The organism is Tenacibaculum sp. FZY0031 (assembly GCF_036350695.1).
GTDB lineage: Bacteria > Bacteroidota > Bacteroidia > Flavobacteriales > Flavobacteriaceae > Polaribacter.
The window spans coordinates 54,844-76,102 of record NZ_JAZDVY010000011.1 but is presented as its reverse complement, the minus strand read 5'-3'; the positions used below and the strand labels follow the sequence as shown (position 1 = coordinate 76,102).

The following is a 21,259-nucleotide window of genomic DNA, read 5'->3' as shown; positions in this document are numbered from 1 at the left end:
AATAACTTTGCAAACATGTATTTTTGAATAATTTAAAATGAGTGAAACGATATTAATTTTAGGAGCTTGCGGGCAAATAGGAACAGAACTAACCCAAAAATTACGCACTATTTATGGCGTAGATAATGTAATAGCTTCCGATATTAGAGAAGGGAATGCAGAAATGATGAGTTCAGGGCCTTTTGAAATCATCGATGCGACCAATCAAGAACAAATTTTAAATGTTGTTCAAAAATATAAAGTAACCCAAGTGTATTTAATGGCAGCTATGCTATCGGCAACTGCAGAAAAGTATCCCTTAAAAGGTTGGGATTTAAACATGACTTCGTTATTGGCGGTGTTAGAATTGGCAAAAGAAAAACACATTGAAAAGGTGTATTGGCCTAGCTCAATGGCGGCTTTCGGACCCACTTCACCCAAAATGAATACACCACAACAAACCATTATGGAGCCTTCTACGGTTTATGGAATAAGTAAAGTTGCAGGAGAACATTGGTGTAATTATTACCATGATAAATATGGAGTAGATGTACGAAGCATTCGTTACCCAGGAATTATAAGTTGGAAAACCTTACCAGGTGGAGGAACGACTGATTATGCGGTTGATATTTATTTTGATGCGTTAAAAAAAGGAACTTTTGAATGCTTTTTGTCAGAAAATACACGTCTCCCAATGATGTATATGGACGATGCTATCAATGCAACTATCCAGTTAATGCAAGCAGATGAAGAGAATATTAAAACAAGAACTTCATACAACTTAGCGGCAATTAGTTTTACGCCAGCTGAAATAGCTACTGAAATTAAAAAATACCTTCCAGAATTTACTATCACATATCATCCAGATTTTAGACAAGCGATTGCTGATAGTTGGCCTCAAGTAATTGATGATTCAGCAGCAAGAAAAGACTGGGGATGGAGACATCAGTTTGATTTAGCCTCTATGACTAAAGATATCATTACTAATTTACAAGCAAAAACTCAAGAGTCAGCAGAAGTGTAAGGTGTTGTTTTTGTTTTCGTCTATGTTATTCAAGTTTTATAGTGAATGGTAACTTAGGTTACCTATGATTCATTATAAATAAAATACTTTTGTAATAACAATACATTTATGATGAAAAAAATTATTCAAAATAGCTTAGAAAAAGCGTTTTCTTATCAAGAGTATAGAGAGTTGGTAAGTAATTTGTTGGCTCAAGGAAAATCTACCGGACCCAAGCAATCAGATGATTTATTAAATTATAGCAAGTTGAACGATAGGCGTATGAAGCGTTTAGATAAAACGCTACAACTAACCGAAGAAACACTTGCTAAAATTAAAGATGTAAAAGAACCACAAACTTGGTTAGTGTTAACTGAAGGATGGTGTGGTGATGCAGCACAAAACTTACCTGTAATTAATAAAGTAGCAGAAGAAAATCCAAACATCAATTTAAAATTAGTTTTACGAGATGAAAATTTAGAATTGATGGACGAATTTTTAACGAATGGAGGGAGGTCAATTCCTAAGTTAATTGCTTTAAATAAAGAGAATGAAGTAATCAATACGTGGGGACCAAGACCTACCATAGCAACTAAAATGGTTGTTGATTATAAAGAGAAACACGGTAGCTTGGATGCTGATTTTAAAACAGATTTACAAGTTTGGTACAATAAAAACAAAGGAGAAAACACACAAGAAGATTTAGTATCAATGCTTCAGTAATAAAGTACATAAAAAAGCTAGAAATTCCCCTTTTTGTTTTTGTCAAAAAGGGGAATTGTTTTCTGTATCTTTGTGCCCATAAGGAATAAATATGTTTGTAGAGTTCAGTAGTTTATCAGAAGAAGCAAAGATTTGGGTATATCCATCAAGTCGAAAATTTTACCCGCAAGAAATTGACGGTCTAAAAGAAAAGTTACATCATTTTGTAGATGGGTGGAAGTCTGAAGAGGCTGCTTTCAAAGTTTCTTTTGAGCTGAAATATGACCGTTTCATTATTTTTTCTGTTGAAGAAGGTTCTGAATTAACGAATGCAGACATTGATAAACAAGTAGCATTTATTTTACAATTACAACAAGAATATGAAGTGGAGCTGTTAGATAAGATGAATGTGTGTTTTAAGCAAGGAGAATTTATTCAGTACAAAGAAGTCAAAGAATTTAAAAAGTTGCTTAAAAAGAAGTCTGTATCAGCTAAAACCATCGTTTTTGATAATTTGGTACAAACTAAAATAGAATTAGAAAATTATTGGGAAGTGCCAATTACAGAAAGTTGGTATAGTCGGTTTTTGTAACATTATTGTTTTTTTTCGTCCTATAGTAAAGTAATTACTATGGCAGGAGAGGGACACATGAGTAAAATTAGTTCAACTTTAAGAGAAAATAAGAAGAGTTTACTGGATAGAAAAAGGCTGTTTAAAAATAAACAGAACTATACAGGTAATAATAATAACTTAAAATTTATAAAAGTTCCTGAAGAAGAACTAGAAAAGATAAAAGAAAAAATCAGAGTCAAAGCAAAAAAAGACAAAAAAAGACTGAACCTTATAATGGTCTTTACTATTTTATTAATTGTTGCTCTTTTTATTACTTGTTTTAAATTTCTTTATTAGTTTCTTATATCTATTCATTATGAGTTAGCTTTTCAATAAACTCATCAACACTCAACGCATTATCTACAGAAAAGTTTCCAATCTTAGTTCTTCTTAAAACAGCTAAATGTGCTCCAGAATTTAACGCTTCTCCATAATCATTAGCAATAGAACGAATATAAGTTCCTTTACTACACACGATTCTAAACTCAACATTAGGGAAATCAATTTTGGTAATTTCAAACTCGTTAATTTCTACTTCACGAGCTTTAATTTCGGTGGTTTCACCTTTGCGAGCTAATTCATATAAGCGTTTTCCGTCTTTTTTAATGGCAGAAAAAATAGGTGGTTTTTGCTGAATTTTACCAATAAACTGTTCCGTAGTTTTATGCAGTAATTCTTCTGTTATATGTTCTGTAGGAAACGTTTCGTTAATTTCAGTTTCTAAATCGTAACTTGGTGTGGTAGCTCCCACAACAAACGTACCTGTATATTCTTTTACCTGTCCTTGATATTCGTTAATGTTTTTGGTTTGTTTACCAGTACAAATAATTAACAAGCCAGTAGCTAAAGGATCAAGCGTTCCAGCATGTCCAACTTTAATTTTTTTAATATTAAAATGTTTACGAATATGCCAGCGAAGTTTATTCACTACCTGAAAAGAAGTCCATTCCAAAGGTTTATCAATCAATAAAACCTGTCCGTTTTTGTAATCTTCTGCAGTCATCTAGAAAAATAAAGAGTAGCCAATAGCAATTAAACCTACAATAGCACAGTATAATGAGAAGTATGATAATTTACTCTTTTTAACTAGGGCTATCATCCATGTACACGCTAATAATCCCGAGATAAAAGCTGCAATAAATCCAGCAGACAAAGGAACAATTTCTGAGCTCTGAAAATTAATATCTCCACTTAAAATATCTTTCGCTACTTTTCCTAAAATTAATGGTACCACCATTAAAAATGAAAAACGAGCAGCTTTGGTACGATCTACTCCTAATAACACAGATGTTGAAATAGTAGCTCCTGAACGTGAAATTCCAGGTAACATAGCAATTGCTTGAGAGATTCCTATAATTACTGAACTTTTAAAAGAAACACTTTTGTTCGTATTCTTCGCTTTATCTGCTAATAAAAGCAATACAGCAGTTACTAAAAGCATAAAACCTACTAATAATACTTTCCCTCCAAAAAAACTTTCCAATTCTTTTTCAAAGGCTAAACCAATTACCACAGCAGGAATCATAGACAGCACAATTTTTACAGAAAATTGCATTTCCTCATTCCATTGAAACTGAAATAATCCTCTAAAAATTTCAGCAATTTCTTTTCTAAACACTACAATAGTACTTAATGCTGTTGCAGCATGTAACACTACGGTGAAAGTTAAGCTTTCTTGAGGTACAGAAGTGTCTCCAAATAAAGCTTTTGCTAATTCTAAATGACCACTAGAGGATACAGGTAAAAATTCAGTAAGACCCTGGATAATTCCAAGGATAATTGCTTCTAATAAATCCATGCTTATTGTTTAGGATTGGCAAAAATAGCATAAATTTCTATACCCAATCCAATAATGACTAAGGTAGGAGCTAAACGAATTCTGCGCCAACTATAGATTTCTGGATTGAACACATTAGGATCATCACTACCGCCACCTGCCATTAAAATAAACCCTAAGGCAATTACAGCAATACCAATAAGCATAATGATATAGTTTCGTTTACCGAATAGAAATTCTTGTTTGGGTGAATTGTCTTTTTTCATAAATATTTTAGTAATACAAATCGTTGGTTTGTAAATTTAAGAATCGTTGTGTAGCAAAGAAGGTACTAATCCACGTAATAAAAAAAGCAACCAATATAACTCCTCCAGCTACATATCCTAAGGCAATATAATCTGTAAGTAATTCTAGTGTAGGAATGTATTTGTCTACATAATAAATTAAAATACCTAAGCCACTTATTGCTATAAAAGCTCCTAATAGTCCTAGTTTTATACTTTGCCAAATAAAAGGTTTGCGAATAAAGCTTTTTGTAGCACCTACCATTTGCATGGTTTTGATATTGAATCGTTTTGAGTAAATAGACAATCGGATCGAGCTGTTGATTAAAATAATAGCAACCAACCCGAAAAAACCACTTAACACCAATAACCAAAAGCTAATGCGTTGGATGTTTTTGGTAAGTAATTGTACTAATGGTTTGTCGTAACTTACTTCAGCAACAAAGTTGTTTTTATCAAAAGATTTTTCAAGTTCACTCATTTTTTCAGGAGTAACATAATCAGCTTTTAGATAAATGTCAATTCCGTTTTTTAACGGATTATCTCCCAAAAACTGTAAAAAATCTTCACCTAAATCTTTTTTATACTCTTTGGCAGCGTCTTCTTTAGAAATATAAACCACCTTATTAACAAACTCTTCTTTTTTAATAGACTCTTTAAGACTTTTAATGTTTTTATCAGCAACTTCATCTTTTAAGAAAAGCGTCATAACTACTTTTTCCTTAAAGTGATTTGCAACTTTTGTTGATTTTAAAAGGACTAGACCTAAAACACCAATCATAAAAAGTACAAGTGCAATACTTACTACTACAGATATGTATGAAGATTGTAATCGGCGTTTTTGAAAAGAATCAAAAGAGGTTGTCATTAGTAAATACTGATTTTAAGGCGTTGCAAGATACAAATATTTAATTTTTAAATACTTCCTATTCTTCTATCTCTTGACATAACTCAATAAGTACACCATTGGTAGTTTTAGGATGTAAAAAAGCTACTAGTTTATTATCGGCTCCTTTTTTAGGGGTTTCGTTTAAAACTGTAAAACCTTCATCTTGTAAACGCTTAATTTCTTCTTTTATGTTATCAACTGCAAAAGCAATGTGATGAATTCCTTCTCCTTTTTTTTCTATAAACTTGGCTATAGGGCTATCAGGCTTTGTAGCTTCTAACAATTCAATCTTATTAGGACCAGATTTAAAAAATGAAGTTTTGACTCCTTCGCTAGCAACTTCTTCAATTTTATAATGTGATTCTCCAAAAAGAGAAGCAAATAAAGCATTCGATTTTTCTAAATCTTTAACAGCGATACCAATATGTTCAATTTTGTTCATAAGGTAAAAGTAAAAAATATAGCGAACTATCTATAAACTTTCTAGCGCTATTTTTTCAGCCATTATAATAAGTACATCCGACTGGTTTATCATTGAGAGAATTTGTGAACTAATCCCTTTAAGTTGTTCATGATTGCAACAAAACCTCCAAACTTGTTCTAGGAATTGCGTAAAATCTTCACTTGTATCGTATTTAAATTGTTTGGTTTGATAAATAACAGCTAAAAGTTGTTCTATTAAGGTTGTTGAATTATTTAATATAGTAGCATAGGGAGTGTATACTTCCCATAAATCGTGTTGAGCTTCTGTTAATGTTGATGCTCCTAATTGTAAAACCTCTTTTTTCTTATTTCTACTATTTGGGATGAATGAACTTAACACAGCTCTTTTTACGGCAAACATAGATGACTCTGGTAAGTTAAGCCCCTTTAATACATCTTCTGTGGCTAACAACCAATCGCGAATATTTTTAGTGCTTTGTGTATTTTTTTTCTCAATTTGATTCGCCAACTCATGTATTTCATTCAATTGAGTTTTGAGTTGATTGGTTATTTTGGTAATCGATTTTCTCATGACTATTCTGGTAATAGTTTGGTTTCTCTTACACCGTCTTCATTTTCTGAAGTATACCATTCCATACCTTCTTCATTTAATGTCATTTTAATCTGAACAATATTTTCAGGTTTGATTTCATTTAGTTTATGAGCCTCTACAATAACTTTCGTGTTTTTTTGGGTTATTTGCCTACTTTTAATAGATGGTCTTAATTCTGAGTTAAGCTTTTTAACTAATACATCATAACTAACTTTTTCATTATAAATAGAGATAAATTCTTCAGATAATTGTTGTGAAAATCTTGATAATACAGGGTCGATTTCTCTAGATGCTTTTATGTTTTTTTCAAGTTCATCTGTTCTTTGTGCTATTATTGAACGAAGTATAGTAGACGTTTTTCTATCAAAAGAAGTAATTTTTGAAGCATCTTTTAAGATTGTATAGGTTTGTGAATTGAAAGCAACATTATCAATAGGTTCGTAATCGGCTTCATAAGTTTCTTCTAATTCTCCAATCGCTACAGGAATGGTGAGTTCAATATTTTGCGCTTTAAAACGAGGAATAGAAAAATGTTTCAAGAGTTCATGACGTGAAAACTTTTCAGCAATTTCTAAAGATTTCAAATCAGACATTAAGCGTGCCTCTGCGATGCTGGTGGCAATTCCACCCAAGTATTCATTTAAATTTACCATAATAAAAAGTTTTTAAAATGAGGTTGTACGGTTTGGTACGGTACAACCTCGTTATAAATGTTAAGCTACAGCAGCAATACTGTCTTCTAACATGTTTAAGATTCTACTCAATCCTTCTGGTAATTCATCGTTTACGGCACGAACTTTTACCCCAAGGTTGTATGTCTTATCTACTTTCACACCTTGAGAGGTGTTTCTTTTGTACGAAGCAGAAGCTTTAAAGTTTACAATTTTGTAATTGATTCCTAATTCTGCACTAGCAGCAAACTCAGAAGACACATTTCTTGTTTCAGTAGAACTCAAACGAGCATTAAAATCAATGTTAATTTCATCAATACGAATTGATGGAATGGTAAGCATCGTTAAAAATGGTACTTTAATTTCAATTTCACTTTCAATAAAATTACTACTTACATCTGTACTTGATGGTAATCCTTCATCAGTCAATTGCTGAGGTGTTTTTCCAAGATGTGGATTGGGAACTGACTTTTTATAGTTAAAATCTACATAACGTAATTCATCTGGAGTAGCAGGGTCATTGTCTTTTTCAAATCCTACTTCTTTAATAAAATTTACAGTGGCCATAGAAGCTGCTGTTTGTGCTTGTATGGCAGCTTGTAAAGGGCCTCCAACATATACGTTGAAGTCTAAACTGTTTAATTCTGGAACTAAATTTGGCATATTTTTTATTTTGTCTACCTACTCTGTTTATTATGAGGCTTTTCGGTGTTCGCCTAGTATTTCGAAATAACTGAAGACAAAATTGAAAGAATTTTAGAGTAGAGTTTCGAGGAGTAGAACTGTAAAAGTGTTGTGATAGCCCTAGGTTTTAAAGGTGGTTTTTCTCCTGCGTATTTTAGGAAATAAAAGTTTTGGTTTTATGTAGTTATTATTATTAGATTTGAAATGCTATGAAAAATTTAATAAAAATCACTTCTCTATAATATTGTATTACAGGTTGTTTATGTGTTTTCGAAAATTACGAGTAAAATTTTAAGAACATTTTTTTAAATATTCCAAGTAAAAACTCTTTTTCTGTAGTGAAATTAGTGTAGAAAGGATGGTTAACTTTTTTTACAAGAAAAAAACAAGAGTATATGCCATGAAAAAACAAGAGTTAAAACATTTGTAGAGGCAAGGGGTTTTTCCTGTTTGTGGGTTGTAGAATCTTGAGTAACCAATTGATAACTTAGGTTTTAAGGGGTTTCTGTACGATTCTGTTTTTTTTATTAAGAAATAAGCCTTTATATTTAGAAAATCAAAAAATCAATTTTATTATGAAAAACACTAACCAACTTAAATTAGTATTGTTAATTCTTGTAATGAGTTTTGCTATTTCATGCGATAAGATCAATGGCAATAAATGTGATTGTGACGATTGGCAATCTCAAGTGCCAGAAGGCACTTTTTGTTACTCTGATGAAGGAAGAACAAAGGAAATGCTAAACTACAAGGAAGTTATTCAAATGCTATCAAGTTATGATAGAACAAGAATAGCTCCGCTAGAAGAAGCCTTAGGGTATGAGGATACACGTGCTAATACATTCGATTTTGTACAGTTTAAAAAGTATTTAGGACACGTAGAAAATTTGAGTAAAAAAGCAAAAATTAAAATTACGGGAATTAGTTTTATCTCTACAGCCAAAGAAAATCATAAGGATACAGGGAAAAATTATAGTAGTTTAATTTACATTCCTACGACTACAATTAATGGAGAACAAATAGCTTTTGACCCTGTGCAATCTGCAAAACAAGGAAAATTAGTAACGTTTAAAGAAATGCTGGCAAAGCATGGATATAAATGGATATATAATACGAGAGAAGAGTTTGAAAAAGGGAAGAGAGACGATTACAATTATAGAATCAAAACAGTGAGAGAAAATAAAGCTGGATTTATGTTTGCTTCACCTCTATATAATGAGTTGTTAAGTGGAGCAGGAAACTATGGACAACTTTCTCCTCCGTACTAGTTTTATTATTTTATGACTCAGTTTGATATTCCTTTATGCTCACAGTTGGCTGTAGCTACGTTAAGCTTCTTTTTATTATTAAAAAGGAAAACCTATTTTATGAGGTTATTAACGCTTTTGTTAATAGTGACGTTTTTAACAGAAATAATTGGGAGTTATTATATAAAAGCAAGGGAGTCAAGCTTTTTTCTTTATTATGGATATACTTTTTTTCAATATATTGTTATTTATTTTCTGTATAAAAATCTGATTAGAGATAAGAAATGGTTGAAAATACCAGAGTTATTGATGGCTGTTTTTGTAGTTACATGGATATTTGTTTTTTATTTTAAAAATATATTTTATTACCTAGTAATTATTGGATCGTTTAATGTAGGTGTCTTAGTTTTTTTATACTTAAGAGAATTGCTGCTATCTGATGAAATAATAAACTATAAAAGATTATTACCTTTTTGGGTTTCGGTAGGTTTTTTAGTTTTTCATTTACCGGCGATTCCGTTTTTTAGTTTTTGGACCTACATGAAAAATAGAGATTTATTACCAATTCTACATTCGTTAATTGTTTTAATGAATGTTATTATATCCTTTGGGTTATTATGGAGCAACAAGAAGGTAGAATATTAATAGTCACTACAATAGTAATTGTTATCATTATTGTTTTTTTAGTGACATTATTTACGGTGTTTCAACGCCGTAAGAATAAACTGTTGCAAGAAAGGGATAAAAATAAAAAACGTTACGAACGAGAAATAGCTGAGACTCAAATAGAAATAAGAGAAGAAACGTTAAGAAATATTAGTTGGGAGTTGCACGATAATATAGGACAACTCCTAACTTTAGCTAAAATACAGTTGCAACATGCTTCTCCTGAAAACATGGGAGAAATATCTGAAATTATAGCAAAAAGCTTAACGGAGGTAAGAGCCTTGTCAAAAATAATTAACCCCGATTTTATTAATAATATAAAATTAAAGGACGCATTAAATTTAGAAGTAGAGCGATTTAATAGACTAAATTATATTGATGCTAGGTTAACAATTGCAGGAGAAGAACAGGAGATTAATCAAAAACATGGAATAGTTATTTTTAGAATCCTTCAAGAGTTTTTTTCTAATACAATAAAGCATTCTAAAGGCTCTAAATTAGAAGTTTTTTTAACCTACAGAGACAATTCAATAGAGGTAAAAGCTCAAGATAATGGGGTGGGTTTTGACATGGAAAGAGTGAGGTTGAAAGGCCTAGGTTTACAGAATATAAAAGCTAGAGCTAAGCTTATTAATGCAGAGACAAAGTTTATGTCGGAACCCCAAAAAGGAACAAGTTTAATAATAAATTACTATATTTAAAGAACCTTAGTGTATTTCCCCAACAACTAAATAACCAATATAACTCAAGAAATTATGAAATACTCAGTTGTTGTTGTAGATGATCATACGTTATTATCACAAGCTATAGAAGGTATGGTAAACACTTTTGATAAATTTAAGGTGCTTTACACTTGTAAAAACGGTAAAGAGGTTGAAGAAAAGTTCTTAGCATCACCTAAAAACATACCTGATTTAGTTTTAGTAGATGTCAATATGCCTGTGATGAATGGTATTGAGACTACAGAATGGATAGTAAATAACTATCCACAAGTTCATGTGATGGCATTGTCTGTAGAGGATGCTGATGGAACCATTTTAAAAATGTTAAAAGCCGGCGCTGTAGGGTACTTGCTAAAAGATACCAAAAAAGAAATCTTAGAGAAAGCATTATTAGAAATGATGGATAACGGGTTTTACCACACCAAAAACGTAACCACATTATTGTTAGATTCCGTTTCAGGAAAAAATTCAAGAAACAATTTAGCGTTTAAGGACAATGAAATAACTTTTATGAAATTAGCATGCTCTGAATTGACCTATAAAGAAATAGCAGAAAAAATGTTTTTAAGCCCAAAAACTATTGATGGTTATCGAGACAGCCTGTTTACCAAATTAAATGTAAGAAACAGAGTGGGCTTAGTTATGTATGCCATAAAAAATAAAATTTACACTCCGTAATTTTATGCTTAAATTTGCAACATGGAAGAAACAAATAGACAGCGAAAAATAGCAGGAGTGTTGCAACAAGATTTAGTAGACGTTTTACAACGTGCTGCTCAAGATGGAATGAAGGGAGTGATTATATCGGTTTCTAAAGTTTCGGTTACTGCCGATTTGGGTGTTGCAAAAGTATACTTAAGTGTTTTTCCTTCTGAAAAAAGAGATAAAATTATTGAAGGCGTAAAATCTAATACTCCTTTAATTCGCCATGAATTAGCTCAGCGAACAAAAAATCAATTACGAAGAATGCCAGAATTGCTGTTCTTTGGAGATGATAGTTTGGATTATATTGAAGATATTGACAAGTCTTTAAAAGGAGAAGATATAGACCCTATAAAAAATCCAGATGTTTTACCTCGTCGTCAAAAACGTTAATAATTTTTGTTACTTTGGCTAGCTAAATTCATGAATGCTTGAACTTTCCTTTATACATAGCTAAGAGATACTTGTTTTCAAAAACAAGTACCAATGCAATTAATATAATCACAGCAATTGCTGTTTTTGGTGTTGTAGTTGGTACCTTGGCTTTGTTTGTTGTATTATCTGGTTTTTCAGGATTAAAAACGTTTAGTGATTCATTGCTTAATGCTTCTGATCCAGATATAAAAATTACTGCATCTAAAGGAAAGACTTTTCTGTACTCTCAAAAAATAGATAGTATTTTACAGCAAAATAAAGAGATAGAAGTGGCTTCAAAAGTAGTGGAAGAGCGTGTGTTTTTAAAATACAAAAACAAAGAACACATAGCTCAAATTAAAGGAGTAGACTCTAATTATTCAAAAATTATTCCGATAGATTCTCTGCTAACAGTAGGAACTTGGATTGATGAAGCATATAAGAATACAGCAGTAGTAGGGTACGGAATATCGTATAAATTATCATTAGGAATTTTTAATTTTGGAGAAGCACTTCAAATTTTAGTACCTAAACCAGGAAAAGGATTTATCAATGCTAATAATGCTTTTCGATCTGTGTCAACGCAAATAGTAGGTGTGTATACAGGTTCGGAAGAATTTCAGAACAAATATGTGTTTACTGAAACCTCACTTGCGCAAGAACTGTTAGGGTACGATGAAAACCAAATTACAGGTGTTGAACTTCGCTTAAAAAGCAATATAAACTTAGATACATTTCAAAAAAACTTACAAAGTATTTTAGGAGATGAATTAAAAGTACAAACACGTGCGCAGTTAAATACGTTGTATTATAAGGTAATTAATACAGAAAATTTTATTTCGTATTTAATCTTTACGTTAATTGTAGCTATTGCTTTGTTTAATGTGATAGGGTCAATTATTATGATGATTATTGATAAACGTCAAAATTTAAAAACTCTCTTTAACTTAGGAAGTAGCATAGAGGATATAAAAAAGATATTTGTATTACAAGGCTTCTTATTAACACTCGTAGGAATGGGAATAGGAATTGTTTTAGGTGGTATCCTAGTAGTCATACAGCAACGTTTTGAACTGCTAATGATTACACAAAATCTGGCGTACCCAGTAGAGTTTAGATGGTTAAACTTACTAGTAGTAGTTGTTACAATTTCGGCTTTAGGATATTTAGCAGCAAAAATTGCAAGTTCTAGAATTTCAAAAAGTTTTATTGAGAGATAAAACGTTAGCCTACCCTATTTCAGGAATTGTTGCATTTCCAAACTTAGCTTGCACCTCGTCAAATGCAGCAAAAACATCTTTAGGGTCATCAGAAGTAACCATTTTCATTCTGTGCTCTTTAAAATGTGGAATTCCCTTAAAATAGTTTGTATAGTGTCTTCTCGTTTCTACAACACCTAAATGTTCCCCTTTCCAGTCAATAGCCATTTCTAAATGACGACGAGCCATCTCAACACGTTCAGAAATAGTTGGTTTAGATAAATGTTCGCCGGTTTTAAAATAATGTTTTACCTCATTAAAAAACCAAGGATATCCAATAGAAGCACGACCAATCATACAGCCATCCAATCCGTATTTATCACGCATTTCCATGGCTTTTTCAGGAGAATCAACATCGCCATTTCCAAACACAGGAATATGCATTCTTGGATTGTTTTTTACTTCAGCAATAGGTCCCCAGTCAGCATTGCCCTTGTACATCTGAGCACGTGTACGACCGTGAATAGAGATAGCTTTACAACCTACATCTTGTAAGCGTTCGGCAACTTCAATAATTCGAATAGAATCATGGTCCCAACCCAAACGAGTTTTTACAGTAATAGGTAAGTTGGTATGTTTTACCATGGCCTCAGTAAGAGAAACCATTAAGTCAATATCTTTTAAAATTCCAGCCCCAGCTCCTTTAGAAACTACTTTTTTTACTGGACAACCAAAATTGATATCGATAATATCTGGATTCGTTTTTTCAACAATCTCAACCGAACGTAACATAGAGTCTAGATTAGCACCAAAAATTTGAATCCCAACAGGACGTTCTTTTTCGTAAATATCTAGTTTCATTACGCTTTTAGCTGCATCGCGAATTAATCCTTCTGAAGAAATAAATTCAGTATACACTACATCTGCACCGTTTTCTTTACATAAAGCTCTAAACGGTGGATCACTCACATCTTCCATTGGTGCTAACAATAGCGGGAAATCAGGAAGTTCTATGTTACCTATTTTTACCATGCTGCAAAGTTACTTTTTTTTGAGTAATTATGTATATTTCACTTTTTAACTCATAAACTTTTTTATTGGAACTTCCTTTTGAGCCTACTTTATTCGGTTATACAGTTAATATTCATCTTGTTCTAGAATATTTAGCATTCTTTTTAGCCTTTCGTTATTATGTTTTCTTACGTAAGAAAAGGAAAGATTATATTTCTTCCAATAACAGATTGTCAATTATTTTAGGAGCTGCTATAGGAGCTTTTATTGGTTCTCGACTAGTAGGAGTGTTAGAAAATCCCTTAGTAACTTTTTCAGTAAAAAACGTCATTCAATTATTGAATGTAAAAACTATTATGGGAGGTTTGTTTGGCGGTTTAATAGGGGTAGAATTAGCAAAAAAAATAATAGGAGAAACAAAATCATCAGGTGATTTGTTTGTGTTTCCTATAATTGCTGGGATTTTTATAGGGAGAATAGGGTGTTTTCTTTCAGGAATAAATGAGTTTACCTACGGAGTAGAAACTAAATTCTTTTTAGGTATGGATTTAGGGGATGGAGTGTTAAGACATCCAGTTGCACTATATGAGTTGGTGTTTTTAATAATGCTATTCATAAGTTTAAAATACCTACAAAAGGAATACGTTTTACAATCAGGAGAACTTTTTAAGGTTTTTATGTTGGCATACTTTGGTTTTCGCTTTTGTATAGAGTTTTTAAAACCCAATACCTTTTTTGTACTAGGGTTAAGTACTATTCAAATACTATGTATAGTTTGTTATGTATATTACATAGGTAAAAGTTGTAAACTTCTCACAGTTTAAGTTATTTCCCTTTTCGTTTGGTCTCACTTTAATAGTTGTTTTTATCTATGTAAGAAAATGTTTCCATACTTGATATGGGAAGGTTTTTGTATATTCCCAAGCCTAATTTTGGGTTAATTTACTATTTAAGGAAGATGTACTCTTGGTAACTTCCTTTAGGAATTTAAAGCAATAAAAAATTTATGAAATCAGAAACTGAGCAGTTTATAATAGAAAATTTCAAAGAGAGTAAAGATTTTCTTATAAAATTTTATGGTACAGAAGTGCCACTTTTTTATGAAAAGTATAAAAGAGCCCAAGGGTGTAATCCTAGTATAAATTTGTTTAAGTCATTGTTTATTTTCCCTCTTCATGGTTTTGAAGAAGTGAAATATAAAAGTGATAGAACTCAATATTTTGACGCAGCAAGACCTTCAATGTTAGAGATGTCAGATGATTTATTTTCTGGTTTGGCTCCATGTGAAGCTGTCACATTAATATCTCCATTAAATTATATAGGGATTGATGGGTGTGGAGGAGACTTTTTCGCTAATTTCTCTTCTGTTGATGAGTCAATTTATCATACTTGGGAAGAATATGATGGTTTTAGTCTTATAAAAGATACGTTGTCTTCTATGATTGAAAGAGCTAGTAATCCGGTAAAAGAGTTATACCAATTAATGCTTGTTGAGTATAAAAATGAAATTGAGAATTTTACTTATTGTAAAGCTGAAGACCAATTTGATCTTGTCAACCTAGAAATGGGTTTAGGGATGAGTGACTTAGCTCTTTTGATTTATTCAGGTAATAAAAAGAATGATATTCATTTAACTTACTCTCAAGATTATTTTGAATATTATTTCAACAATCCTAAAAGTGAGTATTTTAATTTTGATAATGCAGTGTCAATTTTAAATAGTAAACTAGCAATGGTCTACTATAGTTTTTATTTCGCTCGAAAAAAGAAAAAACTTAAAAAACTATTAAATGTTACGACTAAAGTAAAAGGACAAAACTTAAAATTTCTTCGCAATTATTTTGAGAAAATTATTGATACCAAATGGGAAAAATCTGAAGGAATTTATATAGCTAAAAAAGATTTTAAACCAAGAAATTAATGATGTTAGTTTTACAACAAAAGTACACTTACAAAGAGTTTCATAGCTTTTTAGCAATACCTTTAACTTTATAAACTTATAATTTTAAAAAAATGCCAGAAAGAAAATATAACTACTATGATTTTACATTGAGCTTATGCCCTGAATGTTTAAAAAGAGTAGATGCCAAAATTGTTTTTGAAGATGATAAGGTGTATATGCTTAAACGTTGTAGAGAGCATGGGAACTCAAAAGTGTTGATAGCTGATGATATTGAGTATTATAAAAATATCAGAAACTACAACAAACCCAGTGAGATGCCTTATACGTTTAACACAAAAACAGCTTATGGATGTCCTTACGATTGCGGTTTATGTCCAGATCATGAACAACATTCGTGCTTAACCGTTGTTGAGGTTACTGATAGATGTAATTTAACTTGTCCTACCTGTTATGCTGGTTCATCACCTACTTACGGACGCCATCGAACACTAGAAGAAGTAAAAACAATGTTAGATGCTGTGGTGAAAAACGAAAAAGAACCTGATGTAGTCCAAATTAGTGGAGGAGAGCCAACGATACATCCTGAATTTTGGGAAATTTTAGACTATGCAAAATCACTTCCTATCCGGCATTTAATGTTGAATACTAACGGAATTAAAATAGCGAAAGATCTTGCTTTTGCAGAACGATTGAAAACCTATACGCCAGATTTTGAAGTTTACTTACAGTTTGATTCCTTTGAAGATAGTGTGCTAAGAGAGTTAAGAGGAGCAGACTTGAACAGTATTCGAAAGCAAGCACTTGATAACTTGAATAAGTTAAATTTATCAACAACTTTGGTAGTTACGCTTCAAAAAGGATTAAATGATCACGAAATAGGGAAAATTATCGATTATGCTTTGCAACAAAAGTGTGTGAGAGGGGTTACGTTTCAACCAACACAAATAGCGGGAAGGCTAGAAAGCTTTAATCCTGAAACGGATAGAATGACACTTACTGAAGTTAGAAGAAAAATAATGGAACAAACTGATGTTTTCAATACTGACGATTTAATTCCAGTACCGTGTAATCCTGATGCCTTGGTAATGGGGTATGCTCTTAAATTGGGAGGAGAAGTATTTCCGTTAACTAGATATATCAACCCCAATGATTTGTTAGATAATAGTAAAAACACCATTATTTACGAGCAAGATGAAGCCTTACACGGAAAAATGATAGATTTATTTAGTACAGGGAATTCTGTTGAGGTGGCTGAAGAAAATTTGAAATCAATCATGTGTTGTTTGCCTAATATTGACGCACCAGAGTTAGGGTACGATAATTTATTTAGAGTTATAATCATGCAATTTATTGATGCTTATAATTTTGATGTACGAGCGGTAAAGAAATCATGTGTACATATAGTTGATAAAGACAATAAAATTATTCCTTTTGAGACAATGAATCTATTTTACAGGGATGATAAAAAAGAGTATTTAGAAGCGTTAAGAAAAGAAATATAAGAAAAAAGATATGGTATTTTTAGAAGTAGGTGACCTTTCAGGCTTATTTGTAATTATAGGTTTAATTATGTTTGGACCACCTATATTATTTGCTGTTGTTGGCGCAGCTATCAGAAAAAAAAGTAAAACAGCCTCAAAAATTTTTTATATACTAGCTGTTTTGTATCTGATAATTGGACTAGGCATATGCGGTGGTGTACTTAGTTAAATAAGTTAAAAATGATGTTTAATTTTCGCTATTTATTTTGTTTGTAGTAGCCTGCAAATAAAGTATCTTTGCAAATTACAAGTAGTTAGAATTACGACGAATGAATCCATGCTAGATATTGAGTTGACAAAAGTTTATGTTACATGTCTGGCAATGGCTTGAGAAACTTTAGATTGATGAAGAACATTAGAAATTTTTGCATTATTGCACATATAGACCACGGTAAAAGCACCCTTGCAGATAGATTGTTAGACTATACGGGGTCAGTTACTGAGCGTGAAAAACAAAATCAGTTACTTGATAACATGGATTTAGAACGTGAACGTGGAATTACCATTAAGTCACATGCTATTCAAATGGATTATGTGTATGAGGGGGAAAATTATATATTAAACCTAATTGATACGCCAGGTCACGTAGATTTTTCTTACGAAGTTTCTCGATCAATAGCAGCTTGTGAAGGAGCATTATTAATTGTAGATGCGGCACAAAGTATACAAGCACAAACGATTTCTAACTTATACCTAGCGTTAGAAAACGACTTGGAAATTGTTCCAGTATTAAATAAAGTAGATTTACCTTCAGCTAACCCTGAAGAGGTAACAGATGATATTGTTGATTTATTAGGATGTGAGCCCGAAGATGTAATTCACGCAAGTGGAAAAACAGGATTCGGAGTAGATAATATTTTAAAAGCGATTATTGAAAAAATTCCTGCGCCTAGTGGAAATCCTGAAGCCCCTTTAAAAGCCTTGATTTTCGATTCAGTATACAATTCATATAGAGGAATTGAAACTTACTTTAGAGTAATTGATGGTTCCATCAAAAAGAATCAACAAATAAAGTTTATGGCTACTGGTAGACAGTATGGAGCAGATGAGGTAGGAACTTTAAAACTAAGCCAAGTTGTAAAAAACGAGATTAAAACAGGTGATGTAGGGTATTTAATTACAGGGATTAAAGCTGCAAAAGAAGTAAAAGTAGGAGATACTATTACCGATTTTGCCAATCCAACGACTGATAGAATTGAAGGATTTGAAGATGTAAAGCCCATGGTATTCGCAGGAATTTATCCTGTAGATACTGAAGATTATGAAGAGCTTCGTGCTTCGATGGAAAAACTACAGTTAAACGATGCTTCCTTGGTATTTCAACCAGAAAGCTCAGCAGCACTTGGGTTTGGTTTCCGATGTGGATTCTTAGGAATGTTGCACATGGAAATTATTCAAGAGCGTCTAGAACGTGAATTTAATATGACGGTAATTACTACGGTTCCTAACGTAAGTTACCATGCATTTACGAAGAAAAACCCAGATGAAGTTATTATCGTAAATAACCCATCAGATTTACCAGATCCTTCAAAATTAGATAGAGTAGAAGAACCATTCATCAAAGCTTCAATCATTACAAAGGCTGATTTCGTAGGACAAGTAATGTCACTTTGTATTGAAAAAAGAGGACAGATTGTAAATCAAACCTATTTAACTCCAGAGAGAGTGGAGTTGATTTTTGATATGCCATTGGCAGAAATCGTTTTTGATTTCTATGATCGATTAAAAACAGTATCTAAAGGATATGCGTCGTTCGATTACCACCCAATAGGAATGCAAAAATCAAAGTTAGTTCGTGTAGATATGTTACTGAATGGACAAATCGTTGATGCGCTTTCAGCTCTATTACACGATAGCAATGCGTATTCAATAGGGAAACGTATCTGTGAGAAGTTAAAAGAACTGATTCCAAGACAACAATTTGATATTCCTATTCAAGCAGCAATTGGAGCAAAAATCATTGCTCGTGAAACAGTAAAAGCTTTACGTAAAGATGTAACTGCAAAATGTTATGGAGGAGATATTTCTCGTAAACGTAAGCTTTTAGAAAAGCAGAAAAAAGGTAAAAAACGTATGCGTCAAGTAGGAAATGTAGAAATTCCACAGCAAGCGTTTATGGCGGTATTGAAGTTGAATGACTAGTTTTTTAGAAACTAGAATAAAGAAACAAGAACATAAAAAAATCCCCGTTTTGATTTTATCAAAACGGGGATTTTAATTATTGCATTATCAAATTTCCAAATTGGTACATTGAATTTAATCCCTATTCCCTAAGACTTGCAAAGCCCAATATAATAGCATTGCTAAAGATCCTAAAGCAGCTACTAAATAAGTCCTTGCAGCCCATTTTAAAGCATCTTTAGAGCCTGCTAGCTCTTCACGGGTAACCATGTTTTTGTTTTCTAACCAAGCCAAGGCTCTATTACTTGCATCATATTCAACAGGTAAGGTAATAAAACTAAAAATAGTACCTAAAGCCATAAAAGCCAAACCAGCGAGTGCAATATAAAAACCAATACCCGTACTACCAGAAGCAGCTCCGAAAGCAATTCCCCCAATTACCATCCATTGAGAAAAACGTGAGGTAATACTTACCATAGGTACTAGTTTAGAACGCATTTGTAAGTATTGATAAGCTCTGGCATGTTGTACAGCATGTCCAACCTCATGTGCAGCAACAGCAGCCGCGGCAGCATTTCGTTGGTTGTATACAGCTTCACTTAAATTTACAGTTTTGTTTTGTGGATTGTAATGATCTGTTAATCTACCAGGTGTAGAAATTACTTGGACATCAGAAATTCCATGGTCAGCTAGCATTTTTTGAGCAATTTCAGCACCACTCATTCCATTTCGCAAATGAACTTGAGAGTACTTTTTAAACTTGCGTTGTAAGGTATTACTCACTAACCAACTGAAAAGAGATATAATACCAATTAGAATATAAAATCCTATCATAAGCTATATAGTTTTAAAATTTTGTATCATTTTTGTTGGTTAAATTTACAACATAAATTATTCCAAATTATTAACGGTATAAAAAAATGTCAAAATGGCAAATCAACCTAAAATTTTAATAGTTTACACAGGAGGAACTATTGGTATGGTTAAAGACTATAATACAGGAGCATTAAAAGCGTTTGATTTTAGTCAAATATCTAGCAAAATTCCAGAATTACAGCAACTTAATTGTGAAATCAATACGGTATCGTTTGAAGAACCTATCGATTCCTCAAATATGAGTGTGGATTATTATATACAAATAGCAGAAATTATCTCCGATAATTATGACAAGTTTGACGGGTTTGTAGTGTTAACAGGATCAGATACCATGTCATATACATCATCAGCAATAAGTTTTATGTTTGAAAACTTACAAAAACCTGTAATTTTTACAGGGTCACAATTGCCTATTGGAGATTTACGAACAGATGCCAAAGAAAATTTAATTACTTCTATACAAGTTGCATCAGCGTACGAAAAAGGAAAGCCAGTAATTCAAGAAGTAGGATTGTATTTTGAATATAAGCTATACAGAGCAAATAGAACTACAAAAATAAATGCCGAACAATTCGAAGCGTTTGCTTCTATGAATTATCCACCTTTAGCAGAAAGCGGTGTCCATTTAAACTTTAATTATCCGTTACTACTCAAATCTCAGGAAGATCAAAAAGAATTAGTAGTAAGGAAGAACCTTGATAATCATGTAGCTATTTTAAAGTTGTTTCCTGGAATAACAGAATCTGTAGTGAGAAGTTTTATGAACATTCCAGATTTAAAAGGGATTATTTTAGAAACCTACGGATCAGGAAATGCACCAACCGAAAAATGGTTTGTTGATTTGTTAGAGGAATCGGTAAATAAAGGAATTTACATTGTTAATGTAACGCAATGCAAAGGAGGAAGTGTAATCTTAGGGCATTATGAAACAAGTTCAGAATTAAAACGTATTGGCATCGTTGACGGTAAGGATATTACAACCGAAACAGCCATTGCTAAAATGATGTATTTGTTGGGAGAAAAGCTTTCAAAAGAAGAATTTACGCATTATTTTCAAACACCGCTTAGAGGAGAAATGGCTTAGTTTGTAAATAAATCGTTAATTTTGTGTTTGTAACTGCTTGAAATACTATAGAAAAGAGTTAAAAAAGGTGTGGTTAATAGAAATCCTATAGATTTTTTTTAATGTACCAACATTTTTTTGTTACTTGCCACTCTG

Annotated in this window: 25 protein-coding genes; 15 read left to right on the top strand and 10 right to left on the bottom strand. The window is 32.1% G+C overall.

Annotated elements, in window-relative coordinates; genetic code table 11:
• Positions 1-37: 37 nt before the first annotated feature.
• From V1T75_RS15035 to V1T75_RS15020, 4 genes are all read left to right on the top strand, one after another.
• A complete protein-coding gene (locus V1T75_RS15035) occupies positions 38-1,003 on the top strand; it encodes an NAD-dependent epimerase/dehydratase family protein (RefSeq protein ID WP_330489318.1) in 966 nt (321 codons plus the stop codon).
• A 111-nt stretch (positions 1,004-1,114) separates the two neighbouring features.
• Positions 1,115-1,705 carry a thioredoxin family protein gene (locus V1T75_RS15030; protein ID WP_330489360.1) on the top strand — a complete coding sequence of 197 codons (591 nt, stop codon included), beginning with the start codon at positions 1,115-1,117 and terminating at the stop codon, positions 1,703-1,705.
• A gap of 91 nt (positions 1,706-1,796) precedes the next feature.
• Positions 1,797-2,276, top strand: coding sequence for an ABC transporter ATPase (locus V1T75_RS15025; protein ID WP_330489317.1), 480 nt, complete (start codon positions 1,797-1,799; stop codon positions 2,274-2,276).
• A 57-nt stretch (positions 2,277-2,333) separates the two neighbouring features.
• Positions 2,334-2,594: a hypothetical protein gene (locus V1T75_RS15020; protein WP_330489316.1), complete on the top strand. Its 261-nt coding sequence runs from the start codon at positions 2,334-2,336 to the stop codon at positions 2,592-2,594.
• 10 nt (positions 2,595-2,604) lie between these two features.
• Here the strand turns inward: V1T75_RS15020 and truB are convergent, their stop codons facing one another.
• From truB to V1T75_RS14980, 8 genes are read right to left on the bottom strand one after another with little or no spacing between them, the layout of a single operon-like run.
• The gene (gene truB / locus V1T75_RS15015; protein WP_330489315.1) at positions 2,605-3,300 is read right to left on the bottom strand and encodes a tRNA pseudouridine(55) synthase TruB; all 696 of its coding nucleotides are present in this window, start codon (positions 3,298-3,300) and stop codon (positions 2,605-2,607) included.
• The gene (locus V1T75_RS15010) at positions 3,301-4,095 is read right to left on the bottom strand and encodes an undecaprenyl-diphosphate phosphatase (protein ID WP_330489314.1); all 795 of its coding nucleotides are present in this window, start codon (positions 4,093-4,095) and stop codon (positions 3,301-3,303) included. It lies immediately after the preceding gene.
• Between the two features lie 2 nt (positions 4,096-4,097).
• Positions 4,098-4,340 carry a DUF3098 domain-containing protein gene (locus V1T75_RS15005; protein ID WP_330489313.1) on the bottom strand — a complete coding sequence of 81 codons (243 nt, stop codon included), beginning with the start codon at positions 4,338-4,340 and terminating at the stop codon, positions 4,098-4,100.
• A 7-nt stretch (positions 4,341-4,347) separates the two neighbouring features.
• Complete coding sequence (locus V1T75_RS15000; RefSeq protein ID WP_330489312.1) at positions 4,348-5,226, bottom strand: cell division protein FtsX; 879 nt, start codon at positions 5,224-5,226, stop codon at positions 4,348-4,350.
• 58 nt (positions 5,227-5,284) lie between these two features.
• Entirely contained in the window at positions 5,285-5,689 is a 405-nt protein-coding gene (mce, locus tag V1T75_RS14995; RefSeq protein WP_330489311.1) for a methylmalonyl-CoA epimerase, read from the bottom strand.
• 30 nt (positions 5,690-5,719) lie between these two features.
• The gene (locus tag V1T75_RS14990; protein ID WP_330489310.1) at positions 5,720-6,262 is read right to left on the bottom strand and encodes a hypothetical protein; all 543 of its coding nucleotides are present in this window, start codon (positions 6,260-6,262) and stop codon (positions 5,720-5,722) included.
• 2 nt (positions 6,263-6,264) lie between these two features.
• Entirely contained in the window at positions 6,265-6,936 is a 672-nt protein-coding gene (locus V1T75_RS14985) for a hypothetical protein (RefSeq protein WP_330489309.1), read from the bottom strand.
• Between the two features lie 60 nt (positions 6,937-6,996).
• Positions 6,997-7,617, bottom strand: a complete 621-nt coding sequence (locus V1T75_RS14980) for a DUF2589 domain-containing protein (RefSeq protein WP_330489308.1) — start codon at positions 7,615-7,617, stop codon at positions 6,997-6,999.
• Positions 7,618-8,213: 596 nt separating this feature from the next.
• On the opposite strand from V1T75_RS14980, the gene V1T75_RS14975 reads away from it, so the two are divergent.
• The 5 genes from V1T75_RS14975 (at position 8,214) to V1T75_RS14955 (ending at position 12,609) form a co-directional block, all read left to right on the top strand.
• Positions 8,214-8,906, top strand: coding sequence for a hypothetical protein (locus tag V1T75_RS14975; RefSeq protein WP_330489307.1), 693 nt, complete (start codon positions 8,214-8,216; stop codon positions 8,904-8,906).
• A gap of 596 nt (positions 8,907-9,502) precedes the next feature.
• On the top strand, positions 9,503-10,252 hold the full coding sequence (locus V1T75_RS14970; RefSeq protein WP_330489306.1) for a sensor histidine kinase: 750 nt from the start codon (positions 9,503-9,505) through the stop codon (positions 10,250-10,252).
• Between the two features lie 51 nt (positions 10,253-10,303).
• Complete coding sequence (locus V1T75_RS14965; protein WP_099215718.1) at positions 10,304-10,951, top strand: response regulator transcription factor; 648 nt, start codon at positions 10,304-10,306, stop codon at positions 10,949-10,951.
• Positions 10,952-10,972: 21 nt separating this feature from the next.
• Complete coding sequence (rbfA, locus tag V1T75_RS14960; protein WP_330489305.1) at positions 10,973-11,368, top strand: 30S ribosome-binding factor RbfA; 396 nt, start codon at positions 10,973-10,975, stop codon at positions 11,366-11,368.
• 38 nt (positions 11,369-11,406) lie between these two features.
• A complete protein-coding gene (locus V1T75_RS14955; RefSeq protein WP_330489304.1) occupies positions 11,407-12,609 on the top strand; it encodes an ABC transporter permease in 1,203 nt (400 codons plus the stop codon).
• A 9-nt stretch (positions 12,610-12,618) separates the two neighbouring features.
• On the opposite strand, the gene dusB is transcribed toward V1T75_RS14955, so the two are convergent.
• Positions 12,619-13,620, bottom strand: a complete 1,002-nt coding sequence (gene dusB, locus V1T75_RS14950; RefSeq protein WP_330489303.1) for a tRNA dihydrouridine synthase DusB — start codon at positions 13,618-13,620, stop codon at positions 12,619-12,621.
• 65 nt (positions 13,621-13,685) lie between these two features.
• Between dusB and V1T75_RS14945 the strand changes: the two genes are divergently transcribed.
• The 5 genes from V1T75_RS14945 (at position 13,686) to lepA (ending at position 19,185) form a co-directional block, all read left to right on the top strand.
• Entirely contained in the window at positions 13,686-14,423 is a 738-nt protein-coding gene (locus V1T75_RS14945; RefSeq protein ID WP_330489302.1) for a prolipoprotein diacylglyceryl transferase, read from the top strand.
• A gap of 182 nt (positions 14,424-14,605) precedes the next feature.
• On the top strand, positions 14,606-15,520 hold the full coding sequence (locus V1T75_RS14940; protein WP_330489301.1) for a hypothetical protein: 915 nt from the start codon (positions 14,606-14,608) through the stop codon (positions 15,518-15,520).
• 92 nt (positions 15,521-15,612) lie between these two features.
• The gene (locus V1T75_RS14935; RefSeq protein WP_330489300.1) at positions 15,613-17,004 is read left to right on the top strand and encodes a radical SAM protein; all 1,392 of its coding nucleotides are present in this window, start codon (positions 15,613-15,615) and stop codon (positions 17,002-17,004) included.
• A 10-nt stretch (positions 17,005-17,014) separates the two neighbouring features.
• Positions 17,015-17,212: a hypothetical protein gene (locus tag V1T75_RS14930; RefSeq protein ID WP_330489299.1), complete on the top strand. Its 198-nt coding sequence runs from the start codon at positions 17,015-17,017 to the stop codon at positions 17,210-17,212.
• A gap of 176 nt (positions 17,213-17,388) precedes the next feature.
• On the top strand, positions 17,389-19,185 hold the full coding sequence (gene lepA / locus V1T75_RS14925) for a translation elongation factor 4 (RefSeq protein ID WP_330489298.1): 1,797 nt from the start codon (positions 17,389-17,391) through the stop codon (positions 19,183-19,185).
• Positions 19,186-19,299: 114 nt separating this feature from the next.
• Here lepA and V1T75_RS14920 read toward each other — a convergent pair whose 3' ends face one another.
• Positions 19,300-19,998 carry a zinc metallopeptidase gene (locus tag V1T75_RS14920; protein WP_330489297.1) on the bottom strand — a complete coding sequence of 233 codons (699 nt, stop codon included), beginning with the start codon at positions 19,996-19,998 and terminating at the stop codon, positions 19,300-19,302.
• Between the two features lie 94 nt (positions 19,999-20,092).
• Here V1T75_RS14920 and V1T75_RS14915 point away from each other — a divergent pair, with 94 nt between their 5' ends.
• Positions 20,093-21,124 carry an asparaginase gene (locus V1T75_RS14915; protein ID WP_330489296.1) on the top strand — a complete coding sequence of 344 codons (1,032 nt, stop codon included), beginning with the start codon at positions 20,093-20,095 and terminating at the stop codon, positions 21,122-21,124.
• The last annotated feature ends 135 nt before the right edge of the window (positions 21,125-21,259 follow it).

Coding starts and splice junctions, on each gene's coding strand:
- V1T75_RS15035 (WP_330489318.1), top strand. CDS start 38: ATGAGTGAAACGATATTAATTTTAGGAGCTTGCGGGCAAATAGGAACA.
- V1T75_RS15030 (WP_330489360.1), top strand. CDS start 1,115: ATGAAAAAAATTATTCAAAATAGCTTAGAAAAAGCGTTTTCTTATCAA.
- V1T75_RS15025 (WP_330489317.1), top strand. CDS start 1,797: ATGTTTGTAGAGTTCAGTAGTTTATCAGAAGAAGCAAAGATTTGGGTA.
- V1T75_RS15020 (WP_330489316.1), top strand. CDS start 2,334: ATGAGTAAAATTAGTTCAACTTTAAGAGAAAATAAGAAGAGTTTACTG.
- truB (WP_330489315.1), bottom strand. CDS start 3,300: ATGACTGCAGAAGATTACAAAAACGGACAGGTTTTATTGATTGATAAA.
- V1T75_RS15010 (WP_330489314.1), bottom strand. CDS start 4,095: ATGGATTTATTAGAAGCAATTATCCTTGGAATTATCCAGGGTCTTACT.
- V1T75_RS15005 (WP_330489313.1), bottom strand. CDS start 4,340: ATGAAAAAAGACAATTCACCCAAACAAGAATTTCTATTCGGTAAACGA.
- V1T75_RS15000 (WP_330489312.1), bottom strand. CDS start 5,226: ATGACAACCTCTTTTGATTCTTTTCAAAAACGCCGATTACAATCTTCA.
- mce (WP_330489311.1), bottom strand. CDS start 5,689: ATGAACAAAATTGAACATATTGGTATCGCTGTTAAAGATTTAGAAAAA.
- V1T75_RS14990 (WP_330489310.1), bottom strand. CDS start 6,262: ATGAGAAAATCGATTACCAAAATAACCAATCAACTCAAAACTCAATTG.
- V1T75_RS14985 (WP_330489309.1), bottom strand. CDS start 6,936: ATGGTAAATTTAAATGAATACTTGGGTGGAATTGCCACCAGCATCGCA.
- V1T75_RS14980 (WP_330489308.1), bottom strand. CDS start 7,617: ATGCCAAATTTAGTTCCAGAATTAAACAGTTTAGACTTCAACGTATAT.
- V1T75_RS14975 (WP_330489307.1), top strand. CDS start 8,214: ATGAAAAACACTAACCAACTTAAATTAGTATTGTTAATTCTTGTAATG.
- V1T75_RS14970 (WP_330489306.1), top strand. CDS start 9,503: ATGGAGCAACAAGAAGGTAGAATATTAATAGTCACTACAATAGTAATT.
- rbfA (WP_330489305.1), top strand. CDS start 10,973: ATGGAAGAAACAAATAGACAGCGAAAAATAGCAGGAGTGTTGCAACAA.
- dusB (WP_330489303.1), bottom strand. CDS start 13,620: ATGGTAAAAATAGGTAACATAGAACTTCCTGATTTCCCGCTATTGTTA.
- V1T75_RS14940 (WP_330489301.1), top strand. CDS start 14,606: ATGAAATCAGAAACTGAGCAGTTTATAATAGAAAATTTCAAAGAGAGT.
- V1T75_RS14935 (WP_330489300.1), top strand. CDS start 15,613: ATGCCAGAAAGAAAATATAACTACTATGATTTTACATTGAGCTTATGC.
- V1T75_RS14930 (WP_330489299.1), top strand. CDS start 17,015: ATGGTATTTTTAGAAGTAGGTGACCTTTCAGGCTTATTTGTAATTATA.
- lepA (WP_330489298.1), top strand. CDS start 17,389: ATGAAGAACATTAGAAATTTTTGCATTATTGCACATATAGACCACGGT.
- V1T75_RS14920 (WP_330489297.1), bottom strand. CDS start 19,998: ATGATAGGATTTTATATTCTAATTGGTATTATATCTCTTTTCAGTTGG.
- V1T75_RS14915 (WP_330489296.1), top strand. CDS start 20,093: ATGGCAAATCAACCTAAAATTTTAATAGTTTACACAGGAGGAACTATT.